We start from the raw sequence: 26,899 nt of genomic DNA, 5'->3' as shown, positions 1-26,899 counted from the left end.
CGCTGTCGTCGTATTTCGTATTTGCCGCGGTGCAGGGCGATTACGGCCTGTTCCGCCGCGCCGAGATCGCGACCGAGGCGGCCCGGCTCGAGGTCGAGTTGGCGCGGCTGAGCGCGGACGTGACGCGGATGGAGAACCTCACCCACAGGTTGTCGGACGAGGCGCTGGACCTCGACCTGCTGGACCAGCAGGCGCGCGACGTTCTGGGGCTGGTGCGGACGGACGAGATCGTCGTCCACTGATCCCGTCCGGAACGCTTTGCATGCGACCTTCCTCAGGTCTCGTTGCGCAGCAGATGATCCATGTTCACCGCGGGCTGCGAGCAACCGGCCTCGCCCACGATGCGGGCGGGCACGCCGGCCACGGTCTTGCACGGCGGTACGGGGTCCAGCACGACCGAGCCCGCCGCGATGCGCGAGCAATAACCCACCGTGATGTTGCCCAGCACCTTGGCGCCCGCGCCGATCAGCACGCCGTCGCCGATCTTGGGGTGGCGGTCTTCCTCTTCCTTGCCGGTGCCGCCCAGCGTCACCGAATGCAGCATCGAGACGTTGTCGCCGACGACCGCGGTTTCCCCGATGACGATGGAATGGGCGTGGTCGATCATGATGCCCTTGCCCAGGCGGGCGGCGGGATGGATGTCGACGCCGAATACCTCGGAGCTGCGCATCTGGAAGAAATAGGCCAGGTCGCGGCGCCCTTCGCGCCAGAGCCAGTTGGCGAGGCGATAAGCCTGGACCGCCTGGAACCCCTTGAAGAACAGCATCGGCTGCAGGAAACGGTGGCAGGCCGGATCGCGTTCGTAGGTCGCCGCGAGGTCCGCGCGCGCGGCGAGGCTCAGTTCGGGATCGGCGGCATAGGCCTCTTCGCAGATCTCGCGGAGGATCTGTTCGCTCATCTCGCCGTTGGCGAGCTTCAGCGAGGTGCGGAAGCTGAGCGCGCGCTCGATCGTGGGATGGTGCAGGATCGAGTAGTGCACCATCCCACCCAGAAGGGGCTCGTCGGACACCGCTTCGCGTGCCTCGCGCGTGATCCGCGCCCAGACGGGATCGGCTTCGGCGATGTTGGTACGTGTGACGGCCATCCGATTGCCTCCTCTGACGCCCTTTCCCAACAGATAGGACCTGAGGAATGAAACGGCAATTCGGAATTCGGTCGTGGTTCGGGAATGGTAATTCGCCGAGAAGCGGGCGGCGCTTGCGTCGAATAGTGGTTGATAACGGAAAGGCGCCACGCACGAGGCGCGGCGCCTTTCGGTCGTAGATGCCGCTTTGCAGACACCGCGTCCCGCCGTCACGCAGCGTTTGCGCGCTCCGGCCCAGCCAGCGCGCGTCGTTCTTGCGCCGGATGGGCGCCGTCCTGCAGCAGCACGTCGATCACCAGCCGCAGGCACGCCAGGTAGTCGCGGTCGTCCAGCGCGGGTTCCGGCGGTGGGCGATGCGCAAGCGCAGCGGACATCAGCGTGCCGTTCCCCCAGAACGGGTGCGCGCGGCCTGTCCGCCGGCGGTGCGCGTCGGCGCAGGTCGCCTCGCGCAGCAATTGGCGTGCGAGCGCGCGCCGGTTGCCGAAGGGCGCCGCCAGCAGCACGCGCGCCGCAGCCGTCACGTCGCCATGGACGAGCGGGCTCATGCTACCGCCAGCGTGGCGAAAGGGCCAGGTCCGTAGCGGTCCGAGATCTGCGCAACGGCAATGGCGACCGGTCCGCGGGACGCGTCTTGCGCGCGGTCGGCGGCCCGGTACGTCCAGCGCGGCTCCGCTGTCTCGACCTCGCGCAGGATCGAGCCGCCGCGCATGACGCGCACGAGATAGGCCTCGCGGTCCTCTCCCAGCGGCACCTCGTAGCCGTCCCATCCATCGCCGTCGACGCGCGTGCGGCGGATCCAGTCGAGCTGCAGGTCCCCGGCTGCCCCGTGCGTGGCGCCGATGTCTCGCGCGCGCAAGTGCGCCGGGCGGTACGGCCGAAGACCATTGCCGGCGAAGGCGGCGGTCAGGTGGGAATAGCTCGGGTCGTCGTAGGCGCGCGTCGCGGGTCCGATCCGGAAATGACGCTCGACCCGCCGTTGCGCCGCGGACAGCGCGATCTGGCGCGGCGCACCGTCCACCATCACCACGAGCGAGCCCGCCGGCCAGACCTTCGGCATCTGCCCGTCGCTGCCCGCCTGCCCGCGCAGCCTGTGCGTCAGGGACCATCGGCCTTCGGCGAGCAGCGACACGTCGCGGAATTGCAGAAGCTCCCAGTTGCCAGCCGAGCCGTCGCCGATGGCCATCAGGTTTCCGCCGGCCAGAAGCTGCGTGTCCGATATCGACTGCAGCGCGCCCGAGAACAGCCGCACCTCGAGCGGCGCGCCGCGGTCGACCAGCCCCGGCCGGGCTGCGACGAGCGGCGTCTCGGTCACGCCGATCACCGACTGCGCCGGGACCATCCCGTTGAGCGCGTAGCCAGCGTCCTGCGCCGCGTCGTAGAGCGCGACGGCGCCGGGCCACGGCGTCGCCGTGACCGCCAGGTGCGGCGCATGGGGCGTCTCGTCGCCGGTCATGAGCGGCAGGTCGAGGAACACCGGCGACACCTGCACGGCCTGGGTGAACGGCCGCAGCGGCGGGCTTTCATCGGGGAAGTCCGACGGCTTGAATACGTCCGGTTCGATCCGGACCGCGTCGATGATCTGGCGATCGGTGATCTCGACCCGGTCGACGCGCGCCAGCACCGGCCCCGAGGCGGTCTGCACGCGGACGACGTCGCCGGCCCCGACGGCCAGTTGCGACGGCGGCAAAGCGAAGCGCAACGTGTCGCGCGCGACGCGCGCTTCGGACAGCCAGCGCTCGACAATCTGCCGCCCTTCGGCGCGCGTCAGCGCCAATGGCATCTCGCTTTGCGCGACCGCATGGGTACGCTCGTCGGGCAGCACGGCCTCTTCGGCGGCGATCTGGTGATCGCCATCGGCAAGCACGAATTTCAGCCGGACGCGTCCTGTCATCTCGGCCTCACCCTCGCGCGTCTCCAGCATCACGCCGTCGATCTCGTCGAGGTCGGCCATTTCCTCTTGCGACAGGTCGATCGCGCCGGTGCCGGAGCGCATGCGGAACTTGAGCATGCCGTCACGTTCGATTGCGTCGAATCCGTAGGCCAGCATCAGCGGCTGCAGAGCCTGCCGTGCATCGGCCAGATCGGGAATAGCATATCCGCGCACGAAGCCGTGCAAATCCGAAGTGTCGATCCGCGTGAGGCCCGCCCGCGCGCAGATCTCGGTCACCACCGAAGCCAACGTACGGCACGAGGCGCGCCCGTTCAGCCAGTGCCCGCGTCGGTAGTTGGGGCCGTCCGTCCACAGCGCCTCGTTGCCCGGGAACCACGGGTACGGGCGCGCGTCCCAAGCCCAGGCATAGGCGCGGTCCATGTCCAGCATCGGGCCGTCATAGAGATCGGAAACCGGGTTGTTCGCGGGATCGTTCCAGTATTCGACCATTGCGGCCAGGTACTGGTGCTGCATCAGTTCGTCGCGCATGCCGTTGGAATAATGCGGCAGAGCGCTTTCCGAGCTTTTCAGGTCAAGGAACCTGTTGGGCTGGTTAGCACCCTTGTCGATCGCGGCGCAGCCGAACTCGGTGAAACGGAAGGGCTTGGACCTGGGAACCCACGCAGTCGCCTCGGCCTGACGCACGCCGCCGATCCGCTCGTGATGCGGGTTTTCCCACCAGCCGCGCAGGTCCTTGTAGCGCAAGACCCAATCCTCGCCGTGCGCCTCATCCCTGATCGGGATGCGCCGCTGGGCGGCGCGGGATTCCGGGCCGGAATAGTACCAGTCGTAGCCTTCACCGCCTTCGATGTTAGATTTCAGATAGCCGAGGTCGTAGATCGAGCCCCATGCGGCATCGGCGTGATCGTTGCCCTCGCGCCAGTCCGAGAGCGGTATGTAGTTGTCGATGCCGACGAAGTCGATGTTTTCGTCCGCCCAGAGCGGATCGAGGTGGAAGTAGACGTCGCCGCTGCCGTCCTGCGGGTGGTAACCGAAATACTCGGACCAATCGGCGGCATAGCCGATCTTGACGTCGGGCCCCAGCAGCGCGCGGCATTCCGCGGCCAGCACACGCAGCTCCACGACTGCGGGGAAGCCCGACGCTCCACGGATCTGCGTGAGGCCGCGCATCTCGGACCCGATGCAGAACGACTCGACCCCGCCCGCGACCGCGCACAGGGCTGCCTGGTGCAGGACGAAACGGTTGTACCCCCACTCGTCGGGCCCGGAATAGGTGATCTTGCCATCGGCAACCGCGAAATCCTGCGCCGTTGCTGACCCGAAGAAGGCGGCAACCTCGGCATCGGCGTCCGCCGTTCCGTCGGGCGACCCCGTGCGACCCGGCGCAATGCTTGTGGTGACACGGCCACGCCAAGGCAGAACCGGCTGGTCCGTCGCGCCGGTCCACGGGTCCGTCTTTCCGTTGCCGGCAATCTGGTCCATCAGGATGAACGGGTAGTACATCACCGCGAGTCCTTGCTCGCGCATGCGCGTTATCGCCTGCACCACCGACTGATCGGTTGGCGTTCCACCGTAGACAGGGCGTCCGTCAGCCAAGGGAACCGTGTCGGCAGAGTCGCGCGACAGACCGTTGACGTGCCAAGGCATCGAGCTGGCGTCATGCACCGCCTGTTCGACCTTCGGACGGATGGTGCACGCGCCACATCGCAGATCGTCGCCGAACCAGCTCACGACCAACGAAGCCGTACCGCAATTCGGCAGTTCGGACTGCAGCTGATCCAGCGAGACGTTGAAGTCGGGCTCTCCGACCGGGCTGTTGACGTTGATCACTGCGCGCCGCGCGCCGAAATCCGCGAAAGGCGCGGATGCGTCGGCATAGTTCATTTGAACCGGAGCGGTCGCGAGCGCATATTCGCCGGTACCCGGGACGATCGCGACGCCGCGGATCTTCGACGGTAGTGGATCGGTCTCGGCCAGGTCGGGCCGCGCGACCTCGAAGCTGAACTGCGGCACCCGGTTGCCGAAGCGCCCGAGGTCGAGATCCTCGATGACGACGTAGGCGGTGCCGCGATATGCCGGCACCAGACCGACGCCCTCGACGGCTTCGATCCTGGGATCGGGCAGTTGGTCTGCGGTTCCCGGGTAGACCCGCATGTTCAAGTCGTTTGTCGCAATTTCAGCGCCATCCGCCCAGACGCGTCCTATCGAGGTGATCTGCCCCTCGCACAGTGCGAGGGCGAGACTGACCGAATAGCTGTGCTCCCGCACGCCCGGAGTAGCCGGCGCACCCTTGCCGCCGCCCCCACCGCGCTCGCGGACATGCTCGATGAATTCGCTCGCCCAGATCACGTGTCCGCCGACCCGCATTCGGCCCAGAACCTGTGCGATCGGCGTGCCTTCGCCGGCTCCGGTCAGGTGGAACCGGTCGATGCGCCCCGTCTCGACTGCGTCGGACCCCTGTCCCAGCAGGCTTTGGTCGAGGCGGCGCCCGACGGCTGCTCCGGCGAAGCGTCCGACCGCGGTCATGGACAAGCCGAGCACGCTGCCGCCGAACGTGCTGCCTATCGCCGCACCGGCCGCAGAAAGAAGGATGGTCGCCATCACTCGTACTCCATGGGAAAGACGAACCGCGCCACGACGCGGCGCGCCCAGGCGTTGCTCAGCGGGCTTTCGATGACACCGTGCCCGGTATAGGCATGGATGAAGCTCGCCTCGGGACCGACGCGCGCCTGGATGCCGACGTGCTTCGCGATCGCGCGGTCGCGCATCCGGAACAAGAGCACGTCGCCCGACAACGGCCGGTCCAGCGTACGCTGGCGCAGGTGCGTCCGACCGGCCGCAAGCAGCAGTTCCTCTCCGCCGGTCTCGCCCCAGTCCCGGGTATAGGCCGGCAGGGCGGCTGGTTCGGCGCCCAGCAATTCCCGCCAAACCCCGCGCAGAAGCCCGAGACAGTCGGTTCCGGCGCCTTTCGCCGATGCTTGGTGAACGTACGGCGTGCCGATCCAGCCGCGCGCGGCGTCGACGACGGCGCTCATCGCCGGCTCCCGCCGCCGAGGCGCTTGGCGTGCGCGGGCTGGACGACCATCCAGTCTTCCTCGGGAAGGTCCGGAAAGCCCCGGAAGTTGAGCGCGTTCGCGAATTTCAGCCGGCATGTCTCTAAACGCTTGTCGCAGCCTGCGTCGATGACGACGCGGTCGCCGGCCCGCACCGTCGCCCGCAGCGGCGGAGAGATCTCGATGACGCGGGCTCCGGTGGCGTCCAGCCCGTCACGCTTGATCGCGGCGGACAGTCCCGCCGCTTCGCCGTCAAGCACGCGCAAGCGGCCGCGCGCGAACCAGCCGAGCGCGTACATCGGCAGCGAGCCGAGGTCGAAGACGCGGTTGTCGGTGACGGAAGATGCGGCGCCTTCGAAACGGTAGCCCGGCCTCGACAGGTCGAAACGGCATTCGGCATCGCCGAGAATGGCCGGACAAGGCTTCTGGTAGGCGCGCCCAACCGGCCGGTTCAGTGTCTCGGTCAGTCCGCGCAATTCCGCGTGGAATGCGCCTGCGCCGCGCCGGATCTCGCCGATATGACCCCGGAATATGATGCGCCGGGCCGAAACGTCGGCCCAATTGACCAACCAAGCCGTGACCTCGGCGTCGTCGAACCTTCCGGCAGCAATGTCCGCCTCCCGGATCGAGACGTCGGACAACGCGCCCATCGCTTCGGTGTTGTCCACGGACAGGCCGGTCGCCTGTTGCAGCGCCCGCGCGGACAACCCGGTGTCGGCGCGGAAGACCAAACCGTCGAATGTCAGATCCCGATCGTGATCGGTGAAGCCGAACCGCACGCCGTCCGTGCGCGTGACCGCCCAAGCGCGGGCCACCGTCGTCGAGCCGGACGCGAGATGCGTCTGAAGAGCGTCGACGCCGGGCATCAGACCCGAACCTCGACGACGGGCACGTCGGGCACCTGCCCAGCGTGGAAGCTCGCGACGCTGACATGGATCCGGTCGATGTCAAACCGCACAGGCACGTCGAACTCGAACCCGGCGCTGATCTCGGCGCCGGCCAGGGGCGGTTCGACGAACGTGACGATCCCGGTGGTCTCGTCGATCTCGAAATCAACGCCCTCGTAAAGGGGAACGTCCTGAACCGCAGCCGCAACCGTACCCGAGACGGGCTTGGTGATCGGGCGCGCATAGCTTTCCGAGCCCGAGCGATAGGTCTTGACGAGCTGGAACGATCGGGTGGTGCCATCGCCCCGCGCGATGACCTGGTCGTCCGGCGCGATCGCACGCGACGGAGCGCAGCTCTTGTAGTCGGCCCAGTCCTTCCAGCGGAATGCGTGCAGCTGCCCCTGACGCGCCTCGAAGAAGCCGATCAACGCCTCGACATCGTCGAGCGAACGCAGGCCCAGCCCCGCGTCGTAGCGGCGCCGTGAATGCGCCCAGGGTGTGTTGCGCTCCTCAAACCCGCTGGTCAGCTGCACGATGTCTGTGCGCCGTTCGGGCCCGCCGACGGAGCCGAAGCTGAGGTCGGCGGGAAATCTCACGTCATGGAAGGCCATGTGTCTCTCCGATTACCTGTTGCGGCCGCCACGGCTGAGCGCTCGGCTCATCTGCGCGGCGATCTGGCTTTGGCTGCGCTGGAAGCCCTGAACGTCGGGGGTCGAGATGTTCATCACGACGGTCACCGGACGCGAGCTACCCTGTGCCCGGACGCCCAGCTTGCCGTCAGGGCCGCCGCTGAGCGGCATGATCGCCTCCGGACCCGCCTCGCCCATCAGGCCCATGCCACCTCGCATCGGAAATGCCGTAGGGCCATTCACGACACCGCCTGTGGCGAATGGCATGACGCGCCCCTGCGCGAAGCCGCCCCCGCTCGCGAAAGGCGTTGCGCCGCCGAGGATCGCGCCTAAGCCGCCCGCTAGCATGCCGCCCAAGTGGTTGGACACTGGCTTCACGGCGGCCCGCCAAGCGGTGTTTATCATGGAATCAGCGACGGCTTTAAACGCGTCGGACAGCTTCATGCCGTCGAGCACGACGCCGTCGATCGCGCGCGCCACGCCGCGTGACAAAGACGCCTCGAGGCGCGCAGCGTTGCGGCCCGTGGTCGAGAACGTCTGGTTGATGCGACGCAGTTCGGCATCAAAGGACGATGCCATGCCGACCGCGCCGGTTAGAGACTTTTCCAACACCTCGACCTCGTCGCCCAAGTCGGTCAGCTTGTCGAAATCGCTCATGGCGATACTCCTTCATCGCGGTCGGGAAACGCGGCCATCAACTCGGAAAGCCGGTCGCGGTCCATCGCCGCTCCGCCACCTTCCTGCCCAAGCAGCAGCTGCAATTCGGCTGGCGTCAGGTCCCAGAACTCGGCGGGTCGCAACCCAAGGCCTCGCATGCCGGCGCGCATCAGGGTGGGCCAGTCAAACGGCGCCATCGGCCTGCTCCGGCAGCATGAACGCCCGTGCCAGCAGCTCCGCAGCCGCACGCGCCGCCGCCATGGGCCCGCCTTCGATCTCGGCGCTCAGCAGGTCTTGCGCACGACCGGACCAGCCACCGCCGCGCAGGCCCGCGACGATCAGCGCCAGCACATCCCGCGTCGAGAAGGCGCTGCGCTCGAAGCGCTGCACGAGATCGATCAACGATCCGCTCTCCAGCCCGGCCTCGAGTTCGGCCAACGCGCCCAGGGTCAGGCGCATCCGGTGACGCTCGCCGTCGATGACAAGCGCCACTTCCCCTCTCCACGGATTGGCCATGATCAGACTGGTTGCGCCGTGAACTGAAGCGCGCCCGCCGAGGCCAACGCCACTTCGTAAGTCGCCTCGCCGTTGTGCGATCCGGCGTACTCGATCGCCGTGACCTGGAAGGGACCCTGGACCGTGCCGAAATCAGGGATGATCACCTGGAAGTTCGGCGTCTCGCCGTCGAAGAAAATCTGGCGCGCGCGCTCGTCCGTGCCCGCGTCCTTGAACACGCCGGACCCCGAAATGTTCGCCGACTTCACGCCGGCACCGGACAGCAGCTCTCGCCAGCCGCCCTGAGATTCGAGGGTCGTGACGTCGACCTGCTCGGCATTGAAGCTGACGCGCGTCGCGCGCAGGCCTGCCATGGTCTCGAACTGACCGCCTCCGGTCAGGTCGACCTTGACCAGCAGATCCTTGCCGTTTTGTGCACCCATCGTATTCTCCATCGTTGATTGTGCGGCGCGATGACCGTGCCGTTCAGGGTCAGGCGTCTTCCACGCGCGCGTGGAAGGTCAGGTCGATCCGTCTTTGCCCGCCTTCGCGGGCGGCCTTCGCGCGTCGGAACCACTGGCCAACCAGTCGCCCCCTGCTCAGTGCAAGGTCCGCACCGTCGAGCGCGTCGCTGATCGCTGCGGCCGCTTCCTTCGCGTTCTGAAAGCCGGCATTCTCGCTCACGACCGAGATGACGAACTCGTGCCAGGCGCCGGCGCCGGTCGCGTCGCCGGCGTCCTTGACTGTCTCGGCGCCCAAGGCGACGTAGAGACGCGGCAGCGTACCCTGCGGGACCGCGTCGAAGACGTTGCCACCGACCAACGCGTCGAGCGTCTCATCCGAGATGAGCCGTTGGTAGACGGCCATCTGCAGCGGGGCGGCGAGAGCATAGCTCATGATGCGACCTCCTCGACACAGTGGCAGAGAAGGTAGCGGATCGCCGGCTCGTCCTCGGTCACGGCATCGATGCGAAAGACGCGCTTGCCCATCCGGAAACGCTGACCGGGCACGGGTCGCCCGCTGTGGCCGTCAGGCGCTGCGCGGATGATCACCTGAAAGCCGGCAACGGAGAGCGAGCCCGCATCGCTGTCCGAGGTCATGCGCCCGGTGCGCGGACGGATTTCCGCCCAGAGGGTGCCGAGCGCCTTCCAGCTGCGTTCGAAACCGCCCGCGCCATCCTCGGCCAGAGTACCGGCTTCCAGCTCCAGCCTCCGGTTCAAAACGACGGCGCTCATGCGCCGAACCCCATGCGCATGGGAACGTACCGTGCGATCAGGCTGGTCACGCCGAACGGCATGCACCCCTGGCTGAGCGTGGTCTCGTCCCGATACTCATAGTAATGCGCCGCCAGAAGCAGAACCGCTTGGCGCAGGTCGGCCGGGATCGCGCCGAACGCTTCGCCGTAGCCCGAGTCGAAGCGGATCTCGACCCGGCCGTCGCGCGGAATCGACGGAAGCGAAGCGCCGCGCGCCTTCAGAACCGGCGCATAGGTGTCCTCCTCCAGCCGCCAGCGGTCCGCCGAGACGGTCGCGACGATCGCGCCGTCCGCGTCGACCAGCGTCACGCTTTCGATCCGGGTGACCGGCGCCACCGGAAGAGGCTGTGCCCGGTCGCCGCGCCATGCATTCAGCCGCAGCACGAAGCGGCGCGACAGAAGCGCCTTGCCGATTCTCCCCTCGATCGCGGCCATCGCGGCCCGCAGGAAAGAGCCCAGCACGGGATCCTGCAGAGAGTCTTCGGCAAAACCGGTCCCCAAGCGCAGATGCTGCCGCAATTCGGCGATCGGAAGGGTCGCGTCCGCAACCTGAGTTTCTTCCAGCAAGATCATGTTCATTCTCCGAAATCCCGTCCCGCGTTCCGCAGGCAAGCAGAGGTGGACGCGCGCCGCCCACGCCGCTCGTGCGGAGGGGAGCTGCTGGCCGACGTGACCGTTGATGCGCGCGCCCGGGCCGGCCGGACTTTTCAGGCCCGGCCGACCGTCTCAGGCAGATCAGACGGTGCAGCGCAGCAGCTTGATCGCCGCGAAGTCGCTCACATCACCGCCGACCCGCTTGGTGGCGTAGAACAGGACGTGCGGCTTGGCGCTGAACGGGTCGCGCAGGATGCGCAGGTCGGGACGCTCGGCGATGGTGTAGCCGGCGCCGAAATCGCCGAAGGCGATCGGCGTTGCATCGGCACCGATGTCGGGCATGTCCTCGGCGATCAGCACCGGATAGCCCAGCAGGCGCGCGGGCTCGCCGGTCGAGAAACCGTCCGACCACAGGTGGCGTCCGTCCGCATCCTTCAGCTTGCGCAGCGCTCCGGCGGTGCGCGAGTTCATAACGAAGCTCGCCTTCGCGCGGTAGACCGCACCCAGCGCGTAGACCAGGTCGATCAGCGCGTCGCCGCTGCCGATGCCGTCAGCAACCCCGGTCGCGATGTAGCCCAGGCGACCCCAGGACCAGCTGTCCTCGACGACAGCGGTGTGGTTCAGGAAGCCGCGCGGTTTGTCGATGCCGTCGCCGTTCACGAAGGCCGACGCTTCGGACCGCGCGAACTTGTCCGCGATGCGGGTCGCAAGCCAGGTCTCGATGTCGAAGGCGGTGTCGTCCAGCAGGCGCTGCGACACCTTCGGCATCGCGTTCAGCTCGTAGAGCGGGATCGAGATCCGGTCGATCGTCGGCGTGCTGGTCTCGGCCGTGGCACCGGTCTCGTCGGCCCAGCCGGCGCCGGTGTCGTTCTGGTCGATCAGCACGTCGAAGGACGACGACTCGACGTTGACGATGTTGGCGATCGCACGGATCGACGCGGTCGACGCCAGGGTCGACTTGATGATCGCCGAGGTCTGCGGGTCGACCAGGAAGCCGCCGTCGGAGTTCACCGCCGTCGAAAGCGCCTTGCCCTCGAATTCCAGGCCGCGCAGGCCGTCGTCGTCACCCGAGCGCAGGTAGGCGTCGAACGCCTTCTGGTGCGGCGCGTCGAGCTCGGCTGCAGAGGTGGACAGCGCCGGGCGGGCCACGCGGGCGTTCTTGTGATCAAGCATGGTCAGTCGCTCTTCCTGTTTGTGAAGCTTCTGTTGAAGGTCGGCCTGGAGGGCCTTGAAATCCCCGATCAGTCCCGCCATCGCGGCACTCACCCGGGCGACCGGAGACACATCTTCCCCGGTCCGAGACGAAATCTCGGATGCGCTCATGGACATTGGCTCCCTCATGAGTGGCGCGCGTCAGACGCCCGCCAGGTTGCGGCGCGCGTCCTCGAGGACTTGCGCCAGTTCGCGCCAGCTGGGATCCGAAGGGTCCTCGCCCTTGGACGCCACGCGGGCACTGGGCAGCATCGGGAAGGTCACCAGCGAGACTTCCCAAAGCTCCAGTTCGCTCAGAACCCGAAGGCCCTTCTCGTTCTTGGCGGCACGCACGGTGCGGTAGCCGATCGACAGCCCGTCGATCGCGCCCGCCTCGATCAGCGCGGCGGCCTCGCGGCCCCGCTCGACGCTGTCCAGCAGCCGGCCCTTGACATAGAGGCCGCGCTCGTCCTCGCGCACCTCGTCCCAGACGCCGATCGGCTGGGCCGGGTCGTGCTGCCACAGCATCTTGACCGCGCGCTTTTCGGTGGTCAGCCGCTTCAGGCTGGCGGCGTAGGCGCCGCGCGCCACCACGTCTCCGCCCTGGTCGCAGGCGCCAAAGAGCGAGGCGTAACCCTCGATCCGGAAACCCTCGACGACGGTGACCTCGGTGTCGAAGCGGCAGAACTTGTGTTCGAGATCCATGTCAGACCCTTCTCAATGACGTGCGGGCGGCAGGCCTCCCGCGGCTTGACTGCGTCCCGGCACGGCCGGGCCGATGACGATGTGCCTCAGGGAACGGCGACGGCGATCTCGCGCACAACGTCGGCCAGGATCACCGCGACCACGCCGTAGACCGTCACCCAAAGCCGCTTCTCCAGCCGCTCGAGCAAGGCATCGAGCCGCCCGAGCCGGGCATCCAGCGCGTCGATCTGCAGCTTGCTGACCCGCTCGTGCGCTTCCAGCCGAAGGCCCGGCGCGCAGGCGAAGGGCTCGGACGTGCGGCGCGGGTCACTCACCGTCCTGCCCCCCGGTCTCGAGCACCGGCAGACCAAGCAGGGCGCGTTTCTCGGCGGTTGTCAGGAAGTCGGCCTGCGCCACGCGGCTCCACTGTGCGTCGCGCTCGGTCGCCAGCGCGGGCACCTGGTCGAGGTCGGGCTTCAGAGTCACCGCGTCGTCCACGAACCCCGACAACCAGCGACCCACCGCGTCAGCGACGCGCGTCGCCAGCGGCAACACCGTCAGGCGGTAGAACGCCCGGTGCGCCTCGGCGTAGTTGGCGTAGGTCGCCTCTCCCGGGATGCCCAGCAGCATCGGCGGCACCCCGAAGGCGACCGCGATCTCGCGCGCCGCGGATTCCTTGGTCTTCTGGAACTCCATGTCCGAGGGCGAGAAGCCCATCGGTTTCCAGTCCAGCCCGCCTTCCAGCAGCATCGGCCGTCCGGCGTTGCGCGCGCCCTGATGGTTGTTCTCCATCTCGGACACCAGCCGGTCGTATTGTTCGTTGGTCATGTGCCCCTGACCGTCCGTGCCGCGCCAGACGATGGCGCCCGACGGCCGCGCGGCGTTGTCCAGCAGCCCCTTGGACCAGCGCGATGCGGCGTTGTGCACGTCGATCGCCTGCGCGGCGGCCTGCAGCGGGCTCAGCCCGTAATGATCGTCCTGCGGATGGAAGTTGCGGATGTGGCAGATGGGCTGGAGCGCGCCAGAGACGTCGAAGCGCAGCTTGCGTGCGCCGACGGTGTAGTCATAAGCGACCGGCCAGCCGTCCTTGCCCGGCACCACCGCCATCCGGTCCGAGCGCAGCACGTGAAGCTCCAGCGGCATGCCGGTGGCCTCGCCCACCACCGCCTCGAGGTACCCGTCGCCCGACAGCAGCAGCTGGCCGTAAAGCGCCTCGAACAGCTCGGCCCGGCCCTGTGCGGGATTGGGCGCCGTGATCAGGCGCAGCAGAGGATGGGCGGCATAGCGCGTCTGGTCGTCCTGCAGCACCAGCGGGAGCGCGGCGGCGGCCTCGGCGATCAGCTTCACCGCGCGAAAGCCCACCGGGTTGCCGGTGAAGGCCTGCTTCGTCAGCGTGACCGTGTCCCGCGGCGACCAGGCGACGCGGCCGCTGGTCATGTGCGCGACGACCGGCCCGGTGGCCGAGGCCTTGACCTCGGCCGGTTGCGCCGGGGCCTGCTGTTCGCGCCGCATGAGAAAATCGAATACCATCGCGCCTTGCTCCTTTTGTCCGCCGACAGTCGGCAGCGCCGTGTCCGGTCGCGCGCCTATGCACGTCCGGCTGTCGGTTCGATCGGATCGGATCGGTTCGTTGTCGGTGGTGCGGGTCGTGTTCCGCGCCGTTGAAAATCACCCTAGGGGGCAGCTCTTAACGCCGCTTCACGGCAGCGTACGCACGTTCGGCAACTGCCAGTTCCGCGCGGGCTCGATCATCAGATCGGTCAGCGCCCAGACCAGAGCGTCGACGCGATCGGGGCTGCCGGTGCCTGCGAATCCGGTCTGCGTCATCAGGCACATCTGCGATTCCAGCGTGCCGAGACCCGCGGCATGCGCCACGCGACCCTGCTCGTAGAGGGCGGCCACCGGCTCAGCGCGCGCAGTCTTGTCGCGCGTGGCGTGTACCTTGCGGACGGGCAGCAGCGGCGCGACCTGGCGCAGCACGGTCTCGACCATCTCGCCGCCCATGTTGACCTCGGCAACCACGCGGTCGGCCTGCCAGCGCTCGTGCGCGCGAACCGCCGCTTGCGCCCAGCCGGTGGGCGAGACGCCCTGAACGCTCGCATCCTCGAGCACCACGGCGCGCCAGTCCTGCGGGGCCCCGCGCTGCACGACGCCCACGACGACGATGCCGCAAGCGTCGGATTTCCGGCCCGAACCCGCCGGCGGGTCGACCGCGACGACGATGCGCGTGAACGCAGGCAGCCGCGCGGCGCGCGCGCCTTCCAGCATCTCGCGCGTCCACAACGCCCCGTCGACCTCTTCGACCAGCACGCCGTCCAGTTCCTGCATGCCCAGCTTCGTGCCTTCGTACCGGGTGCGGACCTCGGCCAGAATGGACGCCGCCAGATGTGCGCGGTTCGCCTCGGTCGGCGCGCGCGTCACCACGGTCGATGGCAGCTCGAGCAGCTCCTTGACCACGTCGACGTTGCGCGGTGTCGTCGTCACGCAGGCGCGCGGATCGTCACCCAGACGCAGGCCGAACTGCAGCATGTCCCACGTCTCGCGCGCCTTCGGCCACTTCGCCAGTTCGTCCGCCCAGGCGCCATCGAATTGCGGCCCGCGCAGCGATTCCGGGTCATGCGCCGAAAAGCACATCGCCTCGGCGCCGTTGGGCCACACCAAGCACCGGCGCGAGGCCACCCATTTCGGCTTCCGGTCGGGGGGCGAGCACGCCATGATCCCGCTGTCGCCGTAGATCATCACCTCGCGCACCTGGTCGAAGGTCTCGCCGATCAGCGCCAGGCGCTTGCACTTGCCGGGATCGCGCGGGCGCGAGCCCTCGACCATCGACCGCACCCATTCGGCACCGGCGCGGGTCTTGCCCGCGCCGCGCCCGCCAAGGATCACCCAGGTGCGCCAGTCGCCCTCGGGCGGCAACTGGTGATCGTGCGCCCAGAAGTCGAACAGGAAGGGGAGCGCGAGGCGCTCCCCCGGTTGCAGGCTATCAAGAAACCTCTTCTGCACCGCAGCAGGTTCGGAGGCTATCCAGGCGGCACCGGACCGCAACGCATGCCTGGTCGAGGTCCAATCCGTATTCGCCGACAATTCCGTTGTCGCGTCGTCTGAGATCGTCAATTTCGGCCTCCGTTTCCCGCGCGGCCCGCAGCCAGTAGCGGATGTCCGCCAGAAGCTTGCCGTCGTCCGTGCTCTTTGCGTAATCCCCGGCCCGCAACTTCCGGCTCAGCATCGCCACCTGCTCGCGCAGGTCCGTCAGCGTCTCGGCGATCGCCTCGCGTTCTTCCTCCAGCTTGGTCAGCCGGCTGTCGGCGCGGATCAGGGTCTTGTCTTCGTTGATGATGTTGCCGTTGTTGTTGTTGGTTTGGTCGTCATACTGCTCGGTCATGCTCGACACCTTTTTTGCCTGTAGGTCTCCCCCCCAGAGAGCATCGGGCGACGGTCGAACTTCTGCCCTGACCCGTCGCCCTCAGGTCCAGCACTGCACCAACCCTAGGCTTGCGAACCTTTCCGAGACTCCCCTGCCGCGGTCGGCAAATTCACCGTTTGGCAATCTTCGTTGACCGAAGATGAACATCCCCGCCGCTTGCCGCAGCACCGCGGCTCTGGCATGCACGGCGCACCCGTCCCGCATTCCCGGAGCCTTCCATGCCGCAGCTGTCGTCCCGCATCACCTCGCTCAACGAAGGCGGCTCGGACGGGTGGGAGGTGTTCTACCGTGCCCGCGCCATGGTCGCGGCGGGCAAGCCGGTGACCGAGCTGACGATCGGCGAGCATGATATCGGCACCGACCGCGCCATCCTCGAAGCGATGCACAAGGCGGCTTTGGCGGGCCACACCGGCTATGCCATGGTGCCCGGCACGCCTGCCCTGCGCGACGCCATCGCGGCGCGGGTCACAACCCGCACCCGCGCCGAGACCGCGCGCGAAAACGTCGTCGTCACCGCGGGCGGACAGGCAGGCCTCTTCGCTACGCATATCGCGGTCTGCGCACCGGGCGACACGGCGCTCTACATCGATCCCTACTACGCGACCTATCCCGGCACGATCCGCGGCGCCTCGGCCCGGGCCATCGCGATCGAGACCGACGCCGCCGACGGCTTCCTGCCCGATCCGGACCGCATCGACCGCATCGCACGCGGAACCGGCGCGCGGTCGCTGCTGCTCAACACGCCCAACAATCCGACCGGCGCGATCTACCCGGCCGAGACGCTCCAGGCGATCGCCCGCGTGGCGCAGGCGCGCGACCTGTGGGTGATCTCGGACGAGGTCTACGACACCCAGATCTGGGAAGGCGAGCACCTGTCGCCCCGCGCCCTGCCCGGCATGGCCGAGCGCACGCTGGTCATCGGCTCGATGTCGAAAAGCCACGCCATGACCGGGTCGCGCGTGGGCTGGATCGTCGGGCCGCAGGCCGCCATCGATGCGCTGATCGACCTGTCGACGTCGACCACCTACGGCGTCGCGGGCTTCATCCAGGACGGCGCCGCCTTCGCGTTGGCGCAGGGCGACGCGCCCGAACGCGCCGTGGCCGACCCTTTCCGCCGCCGGCGCGCGCTGGTTCTGGGCGCGCTGTCGCGCCAGGACCTCGTCCGCGCAATCCCTTCGCAGGGCGCCATGTACCTGATGCTCGACATCCGCGCGACGGGCCTCTCGGGCCGCGACTTCGCCGAATCCCTGCTTGACACGCACGGCATCGCGGTCATGCCGGGGGAAAGCTTCGGCCGCTCGGCCGCCGGGCACATCCGCGTCGCCCTGACCGTCGAGGACACCCGCCTGGTCGAGGCGATCGACACGCTCTGCGGCTTCGCGGCCCGTCGCGCCGAGGCGGCCTGACGCCATGGCCGCCGGCGGCACGCCCGTCAGCAGCATCCGCAACCTCGGCCCGGCGTTCGAGCAGGCCTGCACCCGCGCCGGCATTCAGGACGCGGAAACCCTGCGCGCGCTGGGCGCGGACGAGGCCTACGCCCGCCTGCTCGCCGCCGGCGAGCGGCCGCACTTCATCGGCTACTACGTGCTGCACATGGCGCTGCAGGGCCGCCCGTGGAACGACTGCAAGGGCGACGAGAAAGCCGCCCTGCGGCGCAGCTTCGACGCCATCAAGTCCCGAAATGCGCAAAGCGATGCGGCGCTCTCGCCCGATCTCGCGCGGTTCCTGCGCGACATCGGGCTGTCGAACTGACGGAACCGAAACGGTCCCGCACGGGTTTCATCGGCGAACCGAGAGGAGACATTCCCGATGGACATTATTCGCATCATCTTCGCCATCATCCTGCCGCCGCTGGGCGTTTTCCTGCAGGTCGGCTTGGGCAAGCATTTCTGGCTCAACATCCTGCTGACGATCCTGGGCTACATCCCCGGCATCGTGCACGCTATCTGGATCATCGCCAGAACCGGCCCGGACGTCCGCAAGGTCTGAGCGATGGACACGCATCGCGACTACACGCGTCTCGCCCGCGCCGAGAAGATCGCCCGCCGGATGGACAACGCCGTGCGGATCCCGTTCACCCGCATGACCTTCGGCATGGACGCCGTTCTGGGCCTCGTGCCCGGCGTAGGCGACGCGTTGGCGATGCTGCCATCGCTCTACATCCTGCAGGTGGCGAACATGGCCGGCGCGCCGCGCCGCCTGCTGACCAAGATGGCGACGAACATCGCCATCGACTGGGCCATCGGTGTGGTGCCGTTGGTCGGCGACATCTTTGACATCGCGTACAAGGCTAATCTGCGCAACGTGGCCCTTCTGCGCGCGCATATCGAGTTGCGCCACGCCATGCCGCGCGGCGGCGACACGCCGCCTTCGAACGTGGTGCCGCTTTTTCCCCAGCCCGACGACCCCGGACCCGACGCGCCGCCGCTGACCGGGATGCCGGCGCAACGGCCGTTCCTGTGACTCCCGACCGGTCATAAAAAAAGGCGCCCCGCGGGGCGCCTTTCACATTTCCGAACCGGCGACGGCGTTCAGCCGACCAGTTCCAGACCCGAGAAGAAGTACGCGATCTCCTGCGCAGCGGTGTCGGCCGCGTCCGAGCCGTGGACCGAGTTCTCGCCCACGGATTCGGCGAATTCGGCGCGGATCGTACCGGGTGCCGCGTCCTTAGGGTTCGTCGCGCCCATCACTTCGCGGTTCTTCGCGATGGCGCCTTCGCCTTCCAGCACCTGCACGACGACCGGCTCGGACGCCATGAACTCGCACAGCTCGTCGTAGAAAGGGCGTTCCTTGTGGACGGCGTAGAACTCGCCGGCCTGCGCCTTGGTCAGCTGGATGCGCTTCTGCGCGACGATGCGCAGGCCGGCATCCTCGAACTTGGCGTTGATCTTGCCGGTCAGGTTGCGGCGGGTGGCGTCGGGCTTGATGATCGAAAGGGTACGTTCGGTCGCCATTGGGGTCGCTCCGTCTGTTGAGGGGCCGGCGGGGCCGGCGGTGTGGATTGGGCGCGGCGTTAGCATGGGCATCCCGGATTGGGAAGGCCCGGCGCCCGGCTTTCGCGGAGGTGCAGCCGGCGCCGATGTTGGCGGGGTCTCTGCCCCCGTCGACTCACCCGGGATATCTCCCGAGAAAATGGGGCCCGGCCACACGGCGCGTGCCGCGTGACCCGGCGCGCGTTTCGGGCGTTTTCCTTCCCCCGCGAAGCTGCTAGAGGCCTGCCATGCTGCAGATCACAGACATCGCCTATTCGGTCGAGGGCCGGCCGCTGTTCGACGGCGCCACTGCGACGATTCCCGACGGCCACAAGGTGGGACTCGTCGGGCCCAACGGCGCGGGCAAGACCACGCTCTTCCGCCTCATCCGGGGCGAGCTGACGCTGGACCGGGGCGAGATCGCGCTGCCCTCGCGCGCGCGCATCGGCGGCGTGGCGCAGGAAGCGCCTTCGTCGGACATCTCGCTGATCGAGACCGTGCTGGCCGCCGACACCGAACGCGCAGCGCTGATGGCCGAGGCCGAGACTGCCACCGACCCGCACCGCATCGCCGAAGTGCAGACCCGGCTGGCCGACATCGACGCCTGGTCGGCCGAGGGCCGCGCGGCGAGCATCCTCAAGGGCCTGGGCTTCGACGCCGAGGCGCAGCAGCGGCCGTGTTCCGACTTCTCGGGCGGCTGGCGGATGCGTGTGGCGCTGGCCGGCGTGCTCTTCGCGCAGCCCGACCTACTGCTGCTCGACGAGCCGACCAACTACCTCGATCTCGAGGGCGCGCTGTGGCTCGAGGGCTACCTCACGCGCTACCCACACACGGTGATCGTGATCTCGCACGACCGAGGGCTGCTGAACCGCGCGGTGGGCGGGATCCTGCATCTCGAGGACCGCAAGCTCACCTACTACCAGGGTCCTTACGACCAGTTCGCCCGCCAGCGCGCCGAGAAGCGCGCCCAGGCCGCCGCCTTCGCCAAGAAGCAGGAGGCCCGCCGCGCCCATCTCCAAAGCTTCGTCGACCGCTTCCGCGCCAAGGCATCCAAGGCCAAGCAGGCCCAGTCGCGCCTTAAGATGATCGAGCGGATGGACACCGTCACCACGCCCGAGGAAGCCGCCAAGGCCGTCTTCACCTTTCCGCAGCCCGAGGCGCTGTCGCCGCCCATCGTGGCGCTGGAAGGCGGCGAGACAGGCTATGGCGACACCGTCGTGCTGCAGAAGCTGAACCTGCGCATCGATCAGGACGACCGCATCGCGCTGCTGGGCCGCAACGGCCAGGGCAAGTCGACCCTGTCGAAGCTGCTCGCCGACCGGCTGCCGCTGATGGCGGGCAAGATGACGCGCAGTACCAAGCTGCGGGTCGGCTACTTCGCCCAGCACCAGGTGGACGAGCTGCGCGTCGAGGAGACGCCGATCCAGCACATGCTGCGCGCGCGCCCCGGCGTGCTGCAATCGAAGCTGCGCGCCCAGCTCGCCGGCTTCGGCCTGATGGCGGCGCAGGCGGATACCGAGGTCGGGCGGCTTTCGGGCGGACAGAAAGCGCGGCTGTCGCTGCTGCTGGCCACGCTCGATGCGCCGCACATGCTGATCCTCGACGAGCCGACCAACCACCTCGACATCGAAAGCCGCGAGGCGCTGGTCGAGGCGCTGAACGCCTACGAAGGCGCTGTGATCCTGGTCAGCCACGACATGCACCTGCTGGGCATGGTCGCCGACCGGCTGTGGATGGTCTCGGGCGGCACGGTGGCCCCCTACGACGACGATCTCGACGCCTACCGCGCGCTGCTGCTCAACGACGCGGCGGACAAGCCCGCCAAGGCGCGGCGCAAGGAAAAGCCGAGCAAGCCCAAGCCCACCAAGGACGAGATCACCGCCCTGCGGGCCGACCTGCGCAAGTGCGAGGACCGCGTCGCCAAGCTCGAGGACATGCGCGGCAAGCTGCAGACAAAGCTCGCGGACCCGAAGCTCTACGATGTCGAGCGTGCCGGCGATCTCGACGTCTGGAACCGCAAGTACGCCGAGGTCCAGGACGGCCTGGCCAAGGCCGAGGGGCTTTGGGAGCAGGCCCAGGCGCGGCTCGACGCCGCCGAGGCGCGGATGAACGAGGCGCCCGCCTCGGCCTGAGGCTTGCGCGGCAGCCCGGGCCGCGCTAGGCGCGGGTAATGGACCCGGCCTTCCTGATCACCGCCTTCGCGACGCTGTTCGTGGTCATGGACCCGATCGGGCTGACGCCGATCTTCATCGCGCTCACGCAGGACACCGACGCCGCGCATCGCCGCGCCGTCGCGCTGCGCGCCTGCGTGATCGCGGCCGGCGTGCTGATGCTGTTCGCCTTCTTCGGCGAGGCGGTGCTGGGTTTCATCGGGATCTCGATGCCCGCCTTCCGGATCGCCGGCGGCATCCTGCTGTTCCTGACCGCACTCGACATGCTGTTCGAACGCCGCACCAAGCGCCGCGCGGACCAGGCCGAGGACGAGCCGTTTCCCGACCCGTCGGTCTTTCCCATCGCGATTCCGCTGCTCGCCGGCCCCGGAGCGATCGCCACGATCATCCTGCTGACCGGCCAGGCCGGTGATGCCACGTCGGTCGCGGCGGTGCTGGGCGTGATGCTCGCGGTGCTGGCCATCGCGCTGAGCCTGTTCCTGATGGCCGGCCTGATCGAACGCGCGCTGGGGCGCACCGGGATCACCGTGGTGACACGCCTGCTGGGCATGCTGCTGGCGGCGCTGTCGGTGCAGTTCGTGCTGGAAGGTCTGCGCGATTTCGGGCTGGTTGCCGCCTGACGCCCCTCAAAACCCGCCGCGCGAATGCCCATATCCGCCCCAGCCAACAGGAGCGTGCATGAACGGCATCAACATCGAAAGCCTGGTCTACCTGTCCATCCTGGGCACCGCGCTGGTCGTCATGGTCTTCGTGCGCGGCCGGCAATCCATCGGCAGAAGCATGCAGCACCTGGCGATCTGGGCGCTGATCTTCCTGGGTGTGATCGCCGCCATCGGGTTGTGGTCCGACATCCGCGGCGCCGTGGCGCCCCGGCAGGCAGTCTTTGCCGAGGCCGGACGCATCGTGCTGCCGCGCGCGCCCGACGGGCACTACTACGCCACGCTCGAGCTCAACGGCGTGCCGACGCGCTTCGTGGTCGACACCGGCGCCACGTCGATGGTGCTCAGCCGCGACGACGCGGCGCGCGCGGGGCTCCTCAGCGACGATCTTCCCTTCTTCGGCGAGGCGCAGACCGCCAATGGTGTCGTCCGCACCGCGCCGGTGCGCATCGACAGCGTCGATTTCGGGCCCTTCGCCGACCGCAACGTCTCGGCTCATGTCAATGACGCGGACATGTTCGGCTCGCTACTGGGGATGAGCTACCTGCAGCGCTTCGACCGCGTGCAGATCGAAGGCGGCCAGATGGTACTGGAACGCGACTGAGGCTCAGGCCTCGGCCTTCTTCTCCCACCGGCCGGATTCCTCGGACCAGTATTGCGCCGAACAGCCCGCAGCGGTCAGCGCCTTCCACTGGCCGCGCGCGGTCTGCAACGCCTCGTCGTCGTCCTCGAACAGGATGCAGACCCGCTCCAGCCGGCCGACCTCGGCGGGCTCGACCGGCGCGCCGTCCACGGCCATGACGCAGGCTGGATCGTTGGCCGCCTGCGCCGACGCGGTCAGCAGGATCGGCTGGTCCGCGTCGTGCGCCCCGCCCGCCAGCCCGTGCGGCAGGAACGACTCCTGCGGCCCTTCCCACAGCTTCGTGTCCAGCCAGGCCAGCCGCTCGGGGTCGGTGCCGCGCACCGCCACGCGCCAACCCTGCGCCAGCGACCGCTCAAGCAACGCCACCAGCGCCGCGTCGAGCGGCCGGCGCGTCAGGTGGTAGAAGTACGCGGCACCCAACTCAGCCCTCGAAGCGGTCGCGCACCAGCCGGTCCAGCGCCATGACGCCCCAGCCGGTCGCGCCCTTGGGCGCCAGTGCTGTGTCCTTCGACACCTGCGCGACGCCGGCGATGTCCAGGTGCACCCACGGCATGTCGTCCCTGACGAAACGCTTGAGGAACTGCGCCGCGGTGATCGTACCCGCGGGCCGGCCGCCGGTGTTCTTCATGTCGGCCTTCATCGACTTCAACTGATCGTCGTAGGCCTTGCCCAGCGGCAGGCGCCAGGCGCCCTCGCCCTCGGTGCCGGCGGCCTTCAGGAACGCGCCCGCCAGATCGTCGTCGTTCGACAACACGCCGGCGTTCTCGTGCCCCAGCGCGATGATCGCGGCACCGGTCAAAGTCGCCAGATCCACGATCGCCGCCGGGTTCTCGTGCTCCTGCGCGTACCAGAGCACGTCCGCCAGCACGAGCCGCCCTTCGGCATCGGTGTTGATCACCTCGATCGTGTCGCCCTTCATCGAGGTCACGATGTCGCCCGGCCGCACCGCGTTGCCCGAGGGCATGTTCTCGACGAGCCCGACCAGGCCCACGACGTTGGCCTTGGCCTTGCGCATGGCCAGCGTCTTCATCACGCCCGCGACGACGCCCGCGCCGCCCATGTCCATGGTCATGTCTTCCATGCCCTGCGCCGGCTTGAGGCTGATGCCGCCGGTGTCGAACACCACGCCCTTGCCGACCAGCGCGAGCGGATCGCCCTGCCCGCCCTTCCAGCGCATGATCACCATCTTCGACGGGCTGTGCGAGCCCTGGCCCACGCAAAGCAGCGCGCCCATGCCCAGCTCGGTCATGCGGTCCTCGTCCAGCACCTCGACCTCGACGCCCAGATCCTTCAGCGCCAGCAGCCGGTCGGCGAACTCGGTCGTGGTCAGCACGTTGGCGGGTTCCGAGATCAGGTCGCGCGTGAAGAACACGCCCTCGGCCACGGCGCGCGATACCTCCCACTTGGTGCGGGCGCCGTCGGGGTCCTTGACCATCACGCGGGCGTCGCCGCGTAACTTCTGCGCCTCGGACTTGCGCGCGCCGAAGGAATAGCCGCGCAGGCCCAGCCCCAGCGCGATCTCCTCGGGGCGTGTCGTGGTCTCCACCAGCAGCAGCACCGGCGCGTCGCCCGCGCGCACCGCGACCGAGGCCCCGGCCTTGCGCGCGGTGGCCACGTCCGGCCTGCGCGACAGCTTGACCACGTCCACACCATCGGCCGCCATGCCAGCCGGAAAACCAAGTGCCATCGCGTCGCCCTCGGACAGCTTTTCCCAGCCGTCGCTTTCCAGCGCGCGCGCCACGGCGCCCTTGGTCAGCCGGTTGAGCCGCCGCGCACCGGGCGACATCGTGCCGTCGGGCGCGACCGTGACGGCCACGCGGCCCTCGGCCTCCGCCAGCGCGTCCAGATCCACGGGTTCGAAAGCGATTGCGCGCAGCTCGGTCATGCCGTTCCTCCTGAAGATGTCGCGACAACAGGTAATCCGCCCCGCCGCGGATGGCCAGAGCCGCCTTTCCCTGCCCTGCCCGATCCGGTAGCGTCGGCACACCTTGGGGGCATCGGAGGGGGCGCGCCGCGTGCAGAGATTCGACAGATACGTCCTGTCGCAACTGATGGTGCTGTTCGGCTTCTTCGCCCTGGTGCTGGTCGCGGTCTACTGGGTGAACCGGGCTGTGCTGCTGTTCGACCGGCTGATCGCCGACGGCCATTCTGCGGGCATCTTCCTGGAATTCACCGCCCTGTCGCTGCCGCAGGTCGTGGCGCTGGTGCTGCCGATGGCGGCCTTCGCGGCCGCGGTCTACGTCACCAACCGCCTTTCGAACGAATCCGAGCTGACGGTGGTGCAGGCCTCGGGGCTGTCGCCGTGGCGCCTGGCGCGCCCCGTGGCGGTGTTCGGCGTACTGGTCATGCTGATGACCGCCGTGCTGACCCACGCGCTGATCCCCGCGGCCCGCGAACAGCTGCGCCTGCGCGAGGCCGAGATTTCCGGTTCGGTCAGCGCGCGGCTGCTGCGCGAGGGGACGTTCCTGCACCCCACCCGCGGCGTGACCCTCTACATGCGCGAGATCTCGCCCGAGGGCGAGCTGTCGGACGTGCTGCTGACCGACCGCCGCGACGCGGGGCGCGAGATCACCTACACAGCCGAGCGCGCCTACGTGGTGCGCGACGACGCGGGGCCGAAACTGCTGATGGTCGCCGGCATGGCGCAGACGCTGAACACCGAAACCCGCCGCCTCTCGACCACGAACTTCACCGATCTGACCTATGACGTTTCGGGCCTCGTCGAGCAGCAGACATCTGGCCGGCGGCGGATCGAATACGTCTCGACCTGGGAATTGCTGACCCAGCCCGAACGCGCGGCCGAACTGGGTGGCAAGACGGTGGGCGAGGTGATGGAAGAGGCGCACACCCGCTTCCAGCAGCCGATCCTGGCGCTGGTCGCGGCGCTGGTCGGGTTCGCGGCGCTCAATTCCGGCACGTTCTCGCGCTTCGGCGTGGGGCGGCGGATCGTCGGCGCGATCATGCTGCTGGTGATCATCAAGCTGGTGGAAAGCGCCGTGACCGATCCGGTGCGCACGAATGCGCGGCTCTGGCCGCTGGTCTACCTGCCGTCGGTGGTGGGGTTCGGGATGGTGGCCATGCTGCTGGCGCGCGCGTCCAGCCCCTTCGGCGGCGCGCGCCGCCGTGCGGCCCGGGCCGACCGGGCGGCCGGGGCCTCGGCATGATCCTGCATTACTACTTTGCCCGCCGCTTCCTGTGGACCTTCCTGTCGGTGCTGGCGATCTTCGGCCTGTTCCAGTTCCTGCTGGACCTGATCGAGGAGTTGCGCGCAGCCGAGCCCGACATGGTCTTCGGCCAGGTGGCGCAGCTGACCGCGCTGAAGCTGCCGGCGGGCCTCTACCAGATCATGCCGCTGGTGATGATCCTCGCGACCATCGCGCTGTTCCTCGCGCTCGCGCGGTCGTCGGAACTGGTGGTCGCGCGCGCCTCGGGACGCTCGGGGCTGGTGGTGCTGGCCGCGCCGGTGCTGGTCGCGACGGTGATCGGCGGCCTGACCGTGGCGATGATGAACCCGATCGTCGCCGCGACCTCGCAACGCTACACCGACCTGCGCGAGGAAGTGCGCTCGGGCGAGATGCCGACGCTGTCGATCGGCGCCGAGGGGCTGTGGCTGCGCCAGGGCGGCGACGAGGGCCGCGCGGTGATCCGCGCCGCCCGCGCCAACGCCGAGGCGACGGTGCTCTACGACGTCGATATCGTCACCTACCTGCCCGGCGGCGGCCCCGACCGGCGCATCGTCGCGCGCGAGGCGGCGCTGGAACCGGGCGCGTGGCGGCTGAGCGACGCGACGGTCTGGCCGCTGACGCCGGGTCTGAACCCGCAGCTCGGCGCGCGCGACCACGCCACGCTGACGCTGCCTTCGAGCCTCACGCAGGAGAACATCCGCGACCGCTTCGGCCGGCCCGAAGACGTGTCGATCTGGGATCTGCCCGCGTTCATTTCCGACCTGCAGGTCGCGGGCTTCTCGGCGCGCCGGCACCTCGTCTGGCTGCAGATGGAGCTGGCGCGCCCGATCTTCCTGGTCGCCATGGTGCTGATCGGCGCCGCCTTCACCATGCGTCCGGCCCGCGGCGCGCGCACCGGCCTTGCGGTCTTGTCCGCGGTGCTGCTGGGCTTCGGGTTGTACTACGTGCGCAACTTCGCGCAGATCATGGGCGAGAACGGCCAGCTGTCGCCGGCGCTCGCCGCCTGGGTTCCGCCGGTGGCCTCGCTGCTGCTGGCGCTGGGACTCGTCCTGCAGAGGGAGGATGGCTGACATGATGCGGCTGTTCCTGGCTTTCGCCGCGCTCGTCTCGCTCGGCCTTCCCGCGCTTGCTCAGCAGGATGCCGCCGATCCGGCCATCTTGGTCGCGGACAACGTCGTGATCGAGGACCAGTCCCGCCTGATCGCTACCGGCAACGTCGAAGCGCTGTCCGACGGCACGCGCCTGCAGGCCAGCCGCATCGTCTACGACCGCGAGGCCGGCCAGCTGTCGGTCGAGGGTCCGATCCGCATCACAGACGAAAGCGGCCGGGTCACGATCCTGGCCTCGGCGGCGGAACTGGACGAAGGCTTTCGCAACGGCTTGCTGGCCGGCGCGCGCATCGTGCTCGACGACCAGCTGCAGCTT

32 protein-coding genes and 1 pseudogene are annotated in these 26,899 nt (G+C 68.6%); 11 read left to right on the top strand and 22 right to left on the bottom strand.

What is annotated here, in order from left to right; all coding sequences use genetic code 11:
• Positions 1–2: 2 nt before the first annotated feature.
• Positions 3–242: a septum formation initiator family protein gene (locus tag ACFDTC_RS08275; RefSeq protein ID WP_375258404.1), complete on the top strand. Its 240-nt coding sequence runs from the start codon at positions 3–5 to the stop codon at positions 240–242.
• A gap of 32 nt (positions 243–274) precedes the next feature.
• On the opposite strand, the gene cysE is transcribed toward ACFDTC_RS08275, so the two are convergent.
• The 19 genes from cysE to ACFDTC_RS08180 form a co-directional block, all read right to left on the bottom strand.
• Positions 275–1,084, bottom strand: a complete 810-nt coding sequence (cysE, locus tag ACFDTC_RS08270) for a serine O-acetyltransferase (protein WP_375258403.1) — start codon at positions 1,082–1,084, stop codon at positions 275–277.
• A 209-nt stretch (positions 1,085–1,293) separates the two neighbouring features.
• A complete protein-coding gene (locus ACFDTC_RS08265; protein ID WP_375258402.1) occupies positions 1,294–1,629 on the bottom strand; it encodes a hypothetical protein in 336 nt (111 codons plus the stop codon).
• A complete protein-coding gene (locus tag ACFDTC_RS08260; protein ID WP_375258407.1) occupies positions 1,626–5,576 on the bottom strand; it encodes a glycoside hydrolase/phage tail family protein in 3,951 nt (1,316 codons plus the stop codon). Before ACFDTC_RS08260 ends, ACFDTC_RS08265 begins: the two co-directional genes overlap by 4 nt.
• Positions 5,576–6,010, bottom strand: a complete 435-nt coding sequence (locus ACFDTC_RS08255; protein WP_375258401.1) for an NlpC/P60 family protein — start codon at positions 6,008–6,010, stop codon at positions 5,576–5,578. The genes ACFDTC_RS08260 and ACFDTC_RS08255 overlap by 1 nt, the downstream gene beginning before the upstream one ends.
• Positions 6,007–6,894 (bottom strand): DUF2163 domain-containing protein, encoded by an 888-nt coding sequence (locus ACFDTC_RS08250; protein ID WP_375258400.1) that lies wholly within the window; start codon positions 6,892–6,894, stop codon positions 6,007–6,009. The genes ACFDTC_RS08255 and ACFDTC_RS08250 overlap by 4 nt, the downstream gene beginning before the upstream one ends.
• Entirely contained in the window at positions 6,894–7,526 is a 633-nt protein-coding gene (locus tag ACFDTC_RS08245; RefSeq protein WP_375258399.1) for a TIGR02217 family protein, read from the bottom strand. The genes ACFDTC_RS08250 and ACFDTC_RS08245 overlap by 1 nt, the downstream gene beginning before the upstream one ends.
• A gap of 12 nt (positions 7,527–7,538) precedes the next feature.
• Positions 7,539–8,201, bottom strand: a complete 663-nt coding sequence (locus tag ACFDTC_RS08240; protein WP_375258398.1) for a phage tail tape measure protein — start codon at positions 8,199–8,201, stop codon at positions 7,539–7,541.
• Entirely contained in the window at positions 8,198–8,398 is a 201-nt protein-coding gene (locus ACFDTC_RS08235) for a rcc01693 family protein (RefSeq protein WP_375258397.1), read from the bottom strand. Before ACFDTC_RS08235 ends, ACFDTC_RS08240 begins: the two co-directional genes overlap by 4 nt.
• The gene (locus tag ACFDTC_RS08230) at positions 8,385–8,717 is read right to left on the bottom strand and encodes a gene transfer agent family protein (protein ID WP_375258396.1); all 333 of its coding nucleotides are present in this window, start codon (positions 8,715–8,717) and stop codon (positions 8,385–8,387) included. Before ACFDTC_RS08230 ends, ACFDTC_RS08235 begins: the two co-directional genes overlap by 14 nt.
• A 2-nt stretch (positions 8,718–8,719) precedes the next feature.
• The gene (locus tag ACFDTC_RS08225) at positions 8,720–9,139 is read right to left on the bottom strand and encodes a phage major tail protein, TP901-1 family (RefSeq protein ID WP_375258395.1); all 420 of its coding nucleotides are present in this window, start codon (positions 9,137–9,139) and stop codon (positions 8,720–8,722) included.
• Positions 9,140–9,188: 49 nt separating this feature from the next.
• The gene (locus ACFDTC_RS08220) at positions 9,189–9,593 is read right to left on the bottom strand and encodes a DUF3168 domain-containing protein (RefSeq protein ID WP_375258394.1); all 405 of its coding nucleotides are present in this window, start codon (positions 9,591–9,593) and stop codon (positions 9,189–9,191) included.
• A complete protein-coding gene (locus ACFDTC_RS08215; protein WP_375258393.1) occupies positions 9,590–9,931 on the bottom strand; it encodes a head-tail adaptor protein in 342 nt (113 codons plus the stop codon). The genes ACFDTC_RS08220 and ACFDTC_RS08215 overlap by 4 nt, the downstream gene beginning before the upstream one ends.
• Complete coding sequence (locus tag ACFDTC_RS08210; RefSeq protein WP_375258406.1) at positions 9,928–10,524, bottom strand: head-tail connector protein; 597 nt, start codon at positions 10,522–10,524, stop codon at positions 9,928–9,930. The genes ACFDTC_RS08215 and ACFDTC_RS08210 overlap by 4 nt, the downstream gene beginning before the upstream one ends.
• Positions 10,525–10,686: 162 nt before the next feature.
• Positions 10,687–11,868: a phage major capsid protein gene (locus ACFDTC_RS08205; RefSeq protein WP_375258392.1), complete on the bottom strand. Its 1,182-nt coding sequence runs from the start codon at positions 11,866–11,868 to the stop codon at positions 10,687–10,689.
• A 30-nt stretch (positions 11,869–11,898) separates the two neighbouring features.
• Positions 11,899–12,441 (bottom strand): HK97 family phage prohead protease, encoded by a 543-nt coding sequence (locus ACFDTC_RS08200; protein WP_375258391.1) that lies wholly within the window; start codon positions 12,439–12,441, stop codon positions 11,899–11,901.
• 86 nt (positions 12,442–12,527) lie between these two features.
• A complete protein-coding gene (locus tag ACFDTC_RS08195) occupies positions 12,528–12,755 on the bottom strand; it encodes a hypothetical protein (protein ID WP_375258390.1) in 228 nt (75 codons plus the stop codon).
• Complete coding sequence (locus ACFDTC_RS08190; RefSeq protein WP_375258389.1) at positions 12,748–13,950, bottom strand: phage portal protein; 1,203 nt, start codon at positions 13,948–13,950, stop codon at positions 12,748–12,750. The genes ACFDTC_RS08195 and ACFDTC_RS08190 overlap by 8 nt, the downstream gene beginning before the upstream one ends.
• Before the next feature lie 168 nt (positions 13,951–14,118).
• The gene (locus ACFDTC_RS08185; protein WP_375258388.1) at positions 14,119–15,423 is read right to left on the bottom strand and encodes a DNA-packaging protein; all 1,305 of its coding nucleotides are present in this window, start codon (positions 15,421–15,423) and stop codon (positions 14,119–14,121) included.
• Complete coding sequence (locus ACFDTC_RS08180; protein ID WP_375258387.1) at positions 15,404–15,802, bottom strand: hypothetical protein; 399 nt, start codon at positions 15,800–15,802, stop codon at positions 15,404–15,406. Before ACFDTC_RS08180 ends, ACFDTC_RS08185 begins: the two co-directional genes overlap by 20 nt.
• A 260-nt stretch (positions 15,803–16,062) precedes the next feature.
• Here ACFDTC_RS08180 and ACFDTC_RS08175 point away from each other — a divergent pair, with 260 nt between their 5' ends.
• Genes ACFDTC_RS08175 through ACFDTC_RS08160 form a run of 4 tightly spaced genes read left to right on the top strand, consistent with a single transcriptional unit; the run spans position 16,063 to position 18,307 of the window.
• On the top strand, positions 16,063–17,250 hold the full coding sequence (locus ACFDTC_RS08175) for a pyridoxal phosphate-dependent aminotransferase (RefSeq protein WP_375258386.1): 1,188 nt from the start codon (positions 16,063–16,065) through the stop codon (positions 17,248–17,250).
• Between the two features lie 4 nt (positions 17,251–17,254).
• Positions 17,255–17,596 carry a TfoX/Sxy family protein gene (locus ACFDTC_RS08170; protein WP_375258385.1) on the top strand — a complete coding sequence of 114 codons (342 nt, stop codon included), beginning with the start codon at positions 17,255–17,257 and terminating at the stop codon, positions 17,594–17,596.
• 57 nt (positions 17,597–17,653) lie between these two features.
• Positions 17,654–17,833, top strand: coding sequence for a YqaE/Pmp3 family membrane protein (locus tag ACFDTC_RS08165; RefSeq protein WP_375258384.1), 180 nt, complete (start codon positions 17,654–17,656; stop codon positions 17,831–17,833).
• Positions 17,834–17,836: 3 nt separating this feature from the next.
• Positions 17,837–18,307, top strand: coding sequence for a DUF4112 domain-containing protein (locus ACFDTC_RS08160; protein WP_375258383.1), 471 nt, complete (start codon positions 17,837–17,839; stop codon positions 18,305–18,307).
• A gap of 68 nt (positions 18,308–18,375) precedes the next feature.
• Here ACFDTC_RS08160 and ndk read toward each other — a convergent pair whose 3' ends face one another.
• Positions 18,376–18,798: a nucleoside-diphosphate kinase gene (gene ndk / locus ACFDTC_RS08155; RefSeq protein WP_375258382.1), complete on the bottom strand. Its 423-nt coding sequence runs from the start codon at positions 18,796–18,798 to the stop codon at positions 18,376–18,378.
• 266 nt (positions 18,799–19,064) lie between these two features.
• Between ndk and ACFDTC_RS08150 the strand changes: the two genes are divergently transcribed.
• From ACFDTC_RS08150 to ACFDTC_RS08140, 3 genes are read left to right on the top strand one after another with little or no spacing between them, the layout of a single operon-like run.
• A complete protein-coding gene (locus tag ACFDTC_RS08150) occupies positions 19,065–20,948 on the top strand; it encodes an ABC-F family ATP-binding cassette domain-containing protein (RefSeq protein WP_375258381.1) in 1,884 nt (627 codons plus the stop codon).
• Between the two features lie 38 nt (positions 20,949–20,986).
• Entirely contained in the window at positions 20,987–21,607 is a 621-nt protein-coding gene (locus tag ACFDTC_RS08145) for a MarC family protein (RefSeq protein ID WP_375258380.1), read from the top strand.
• A 58-nt stretch (positions 21,608–21,665) separates the two neighbouring features.
• On the top strand, positions 21,666–22,250 hold the full coding sequence (locus tag ACFDTC_RS08140; RefSeq protein ID WP_375258379.1) for a TIGR02281 family clan AA aspartic protease: 585 nt from the start codon (positions 21,666–21,668) through the stop codon (positions 22,248–22,250).
• 3 nt (positions 22,251–22,253) lie between these two features.
• On the opposite strand, the gene ACFDTC_RS08135 is transcribed toward ACFDTC_RS08140, so the two are convergent.
• Both ACFDTC_RS08135 and ACFDTC_RS08130 read right to left on the bottom strand, forming a co-directional pair.
• Positions 22,254–22,709: a DNA polymerase III subunit chi gene (locus tag ACFDTC_RS08135; RefSeq protein WP_375258378.1), complete on the bottom strand. Its 456-nt coding sequence runs from the start codon at positions 22,707–22,709 to the stop codon at positions 22,254–22,256.
• A gap of 1 nt (position 22,710) precedes the next feature.
• A complete protein-coding gene (locus ACFDTC_RS08130; RefSeq protein WP_375258377.1) occupies positions 22,711–24,174 on the bottom strand; it encodes a leucyl aminopeptidase in 1,464 nt (487 codons plus the stop codon).
• Between the two features lie 130 nt (positions 24,175–24,304).
• On the opposite strand from ACFDTC_RS08130, the gene lptF reads away from it, so the two are divergent.
• From lptF to ACFDTC_RS08115, 3 genes and pseudogenes are all read left to right on the top strand, one after another.
• Positions 24,305–25,453, top strand: coding sequence for an LPS export ABC transporter permease LptF (gene lptF / locus ACFDTC_RS08125; RefSeq protein WP_375258376.1), 1,149 nt, complete (start codon positions 24,305–24,307; stop codon positions 25,451–25,453).
• Positions 25,450–26,544, top strand: a complete 1,095-nt coding sequence (gene lptG, locus ACFDTC_RS08120) for an LPS export ABC transporter permease LptG (RefSeq protein WP_375258375.1) — start codon at positions 25,450–25,452, stop codon at positions 26,542–26,544. Before lptF ends, lptG begins: the two co-directional genes overlap by 4 nt.
• A gap of 1 nt (position 26,545) precedes the next feature.
• Positions 26,546–26,899: pseudogene (locus ACFDTC_RS08115) on the top strand (LPS-assembly protein LptD); the annotation flags it as partial.

Source organism: Citreimonas sp. (genome assembly GCF_042096055.1).
GTDB lineage: Bacteria > Pseudomonadota > Alphaproteobacteria > Rhodobacterales > Rhodobacteraceae > Citreimonas.
This window is presented reverse-complemented; position numbering and strand designations above follow the sequence as displayed.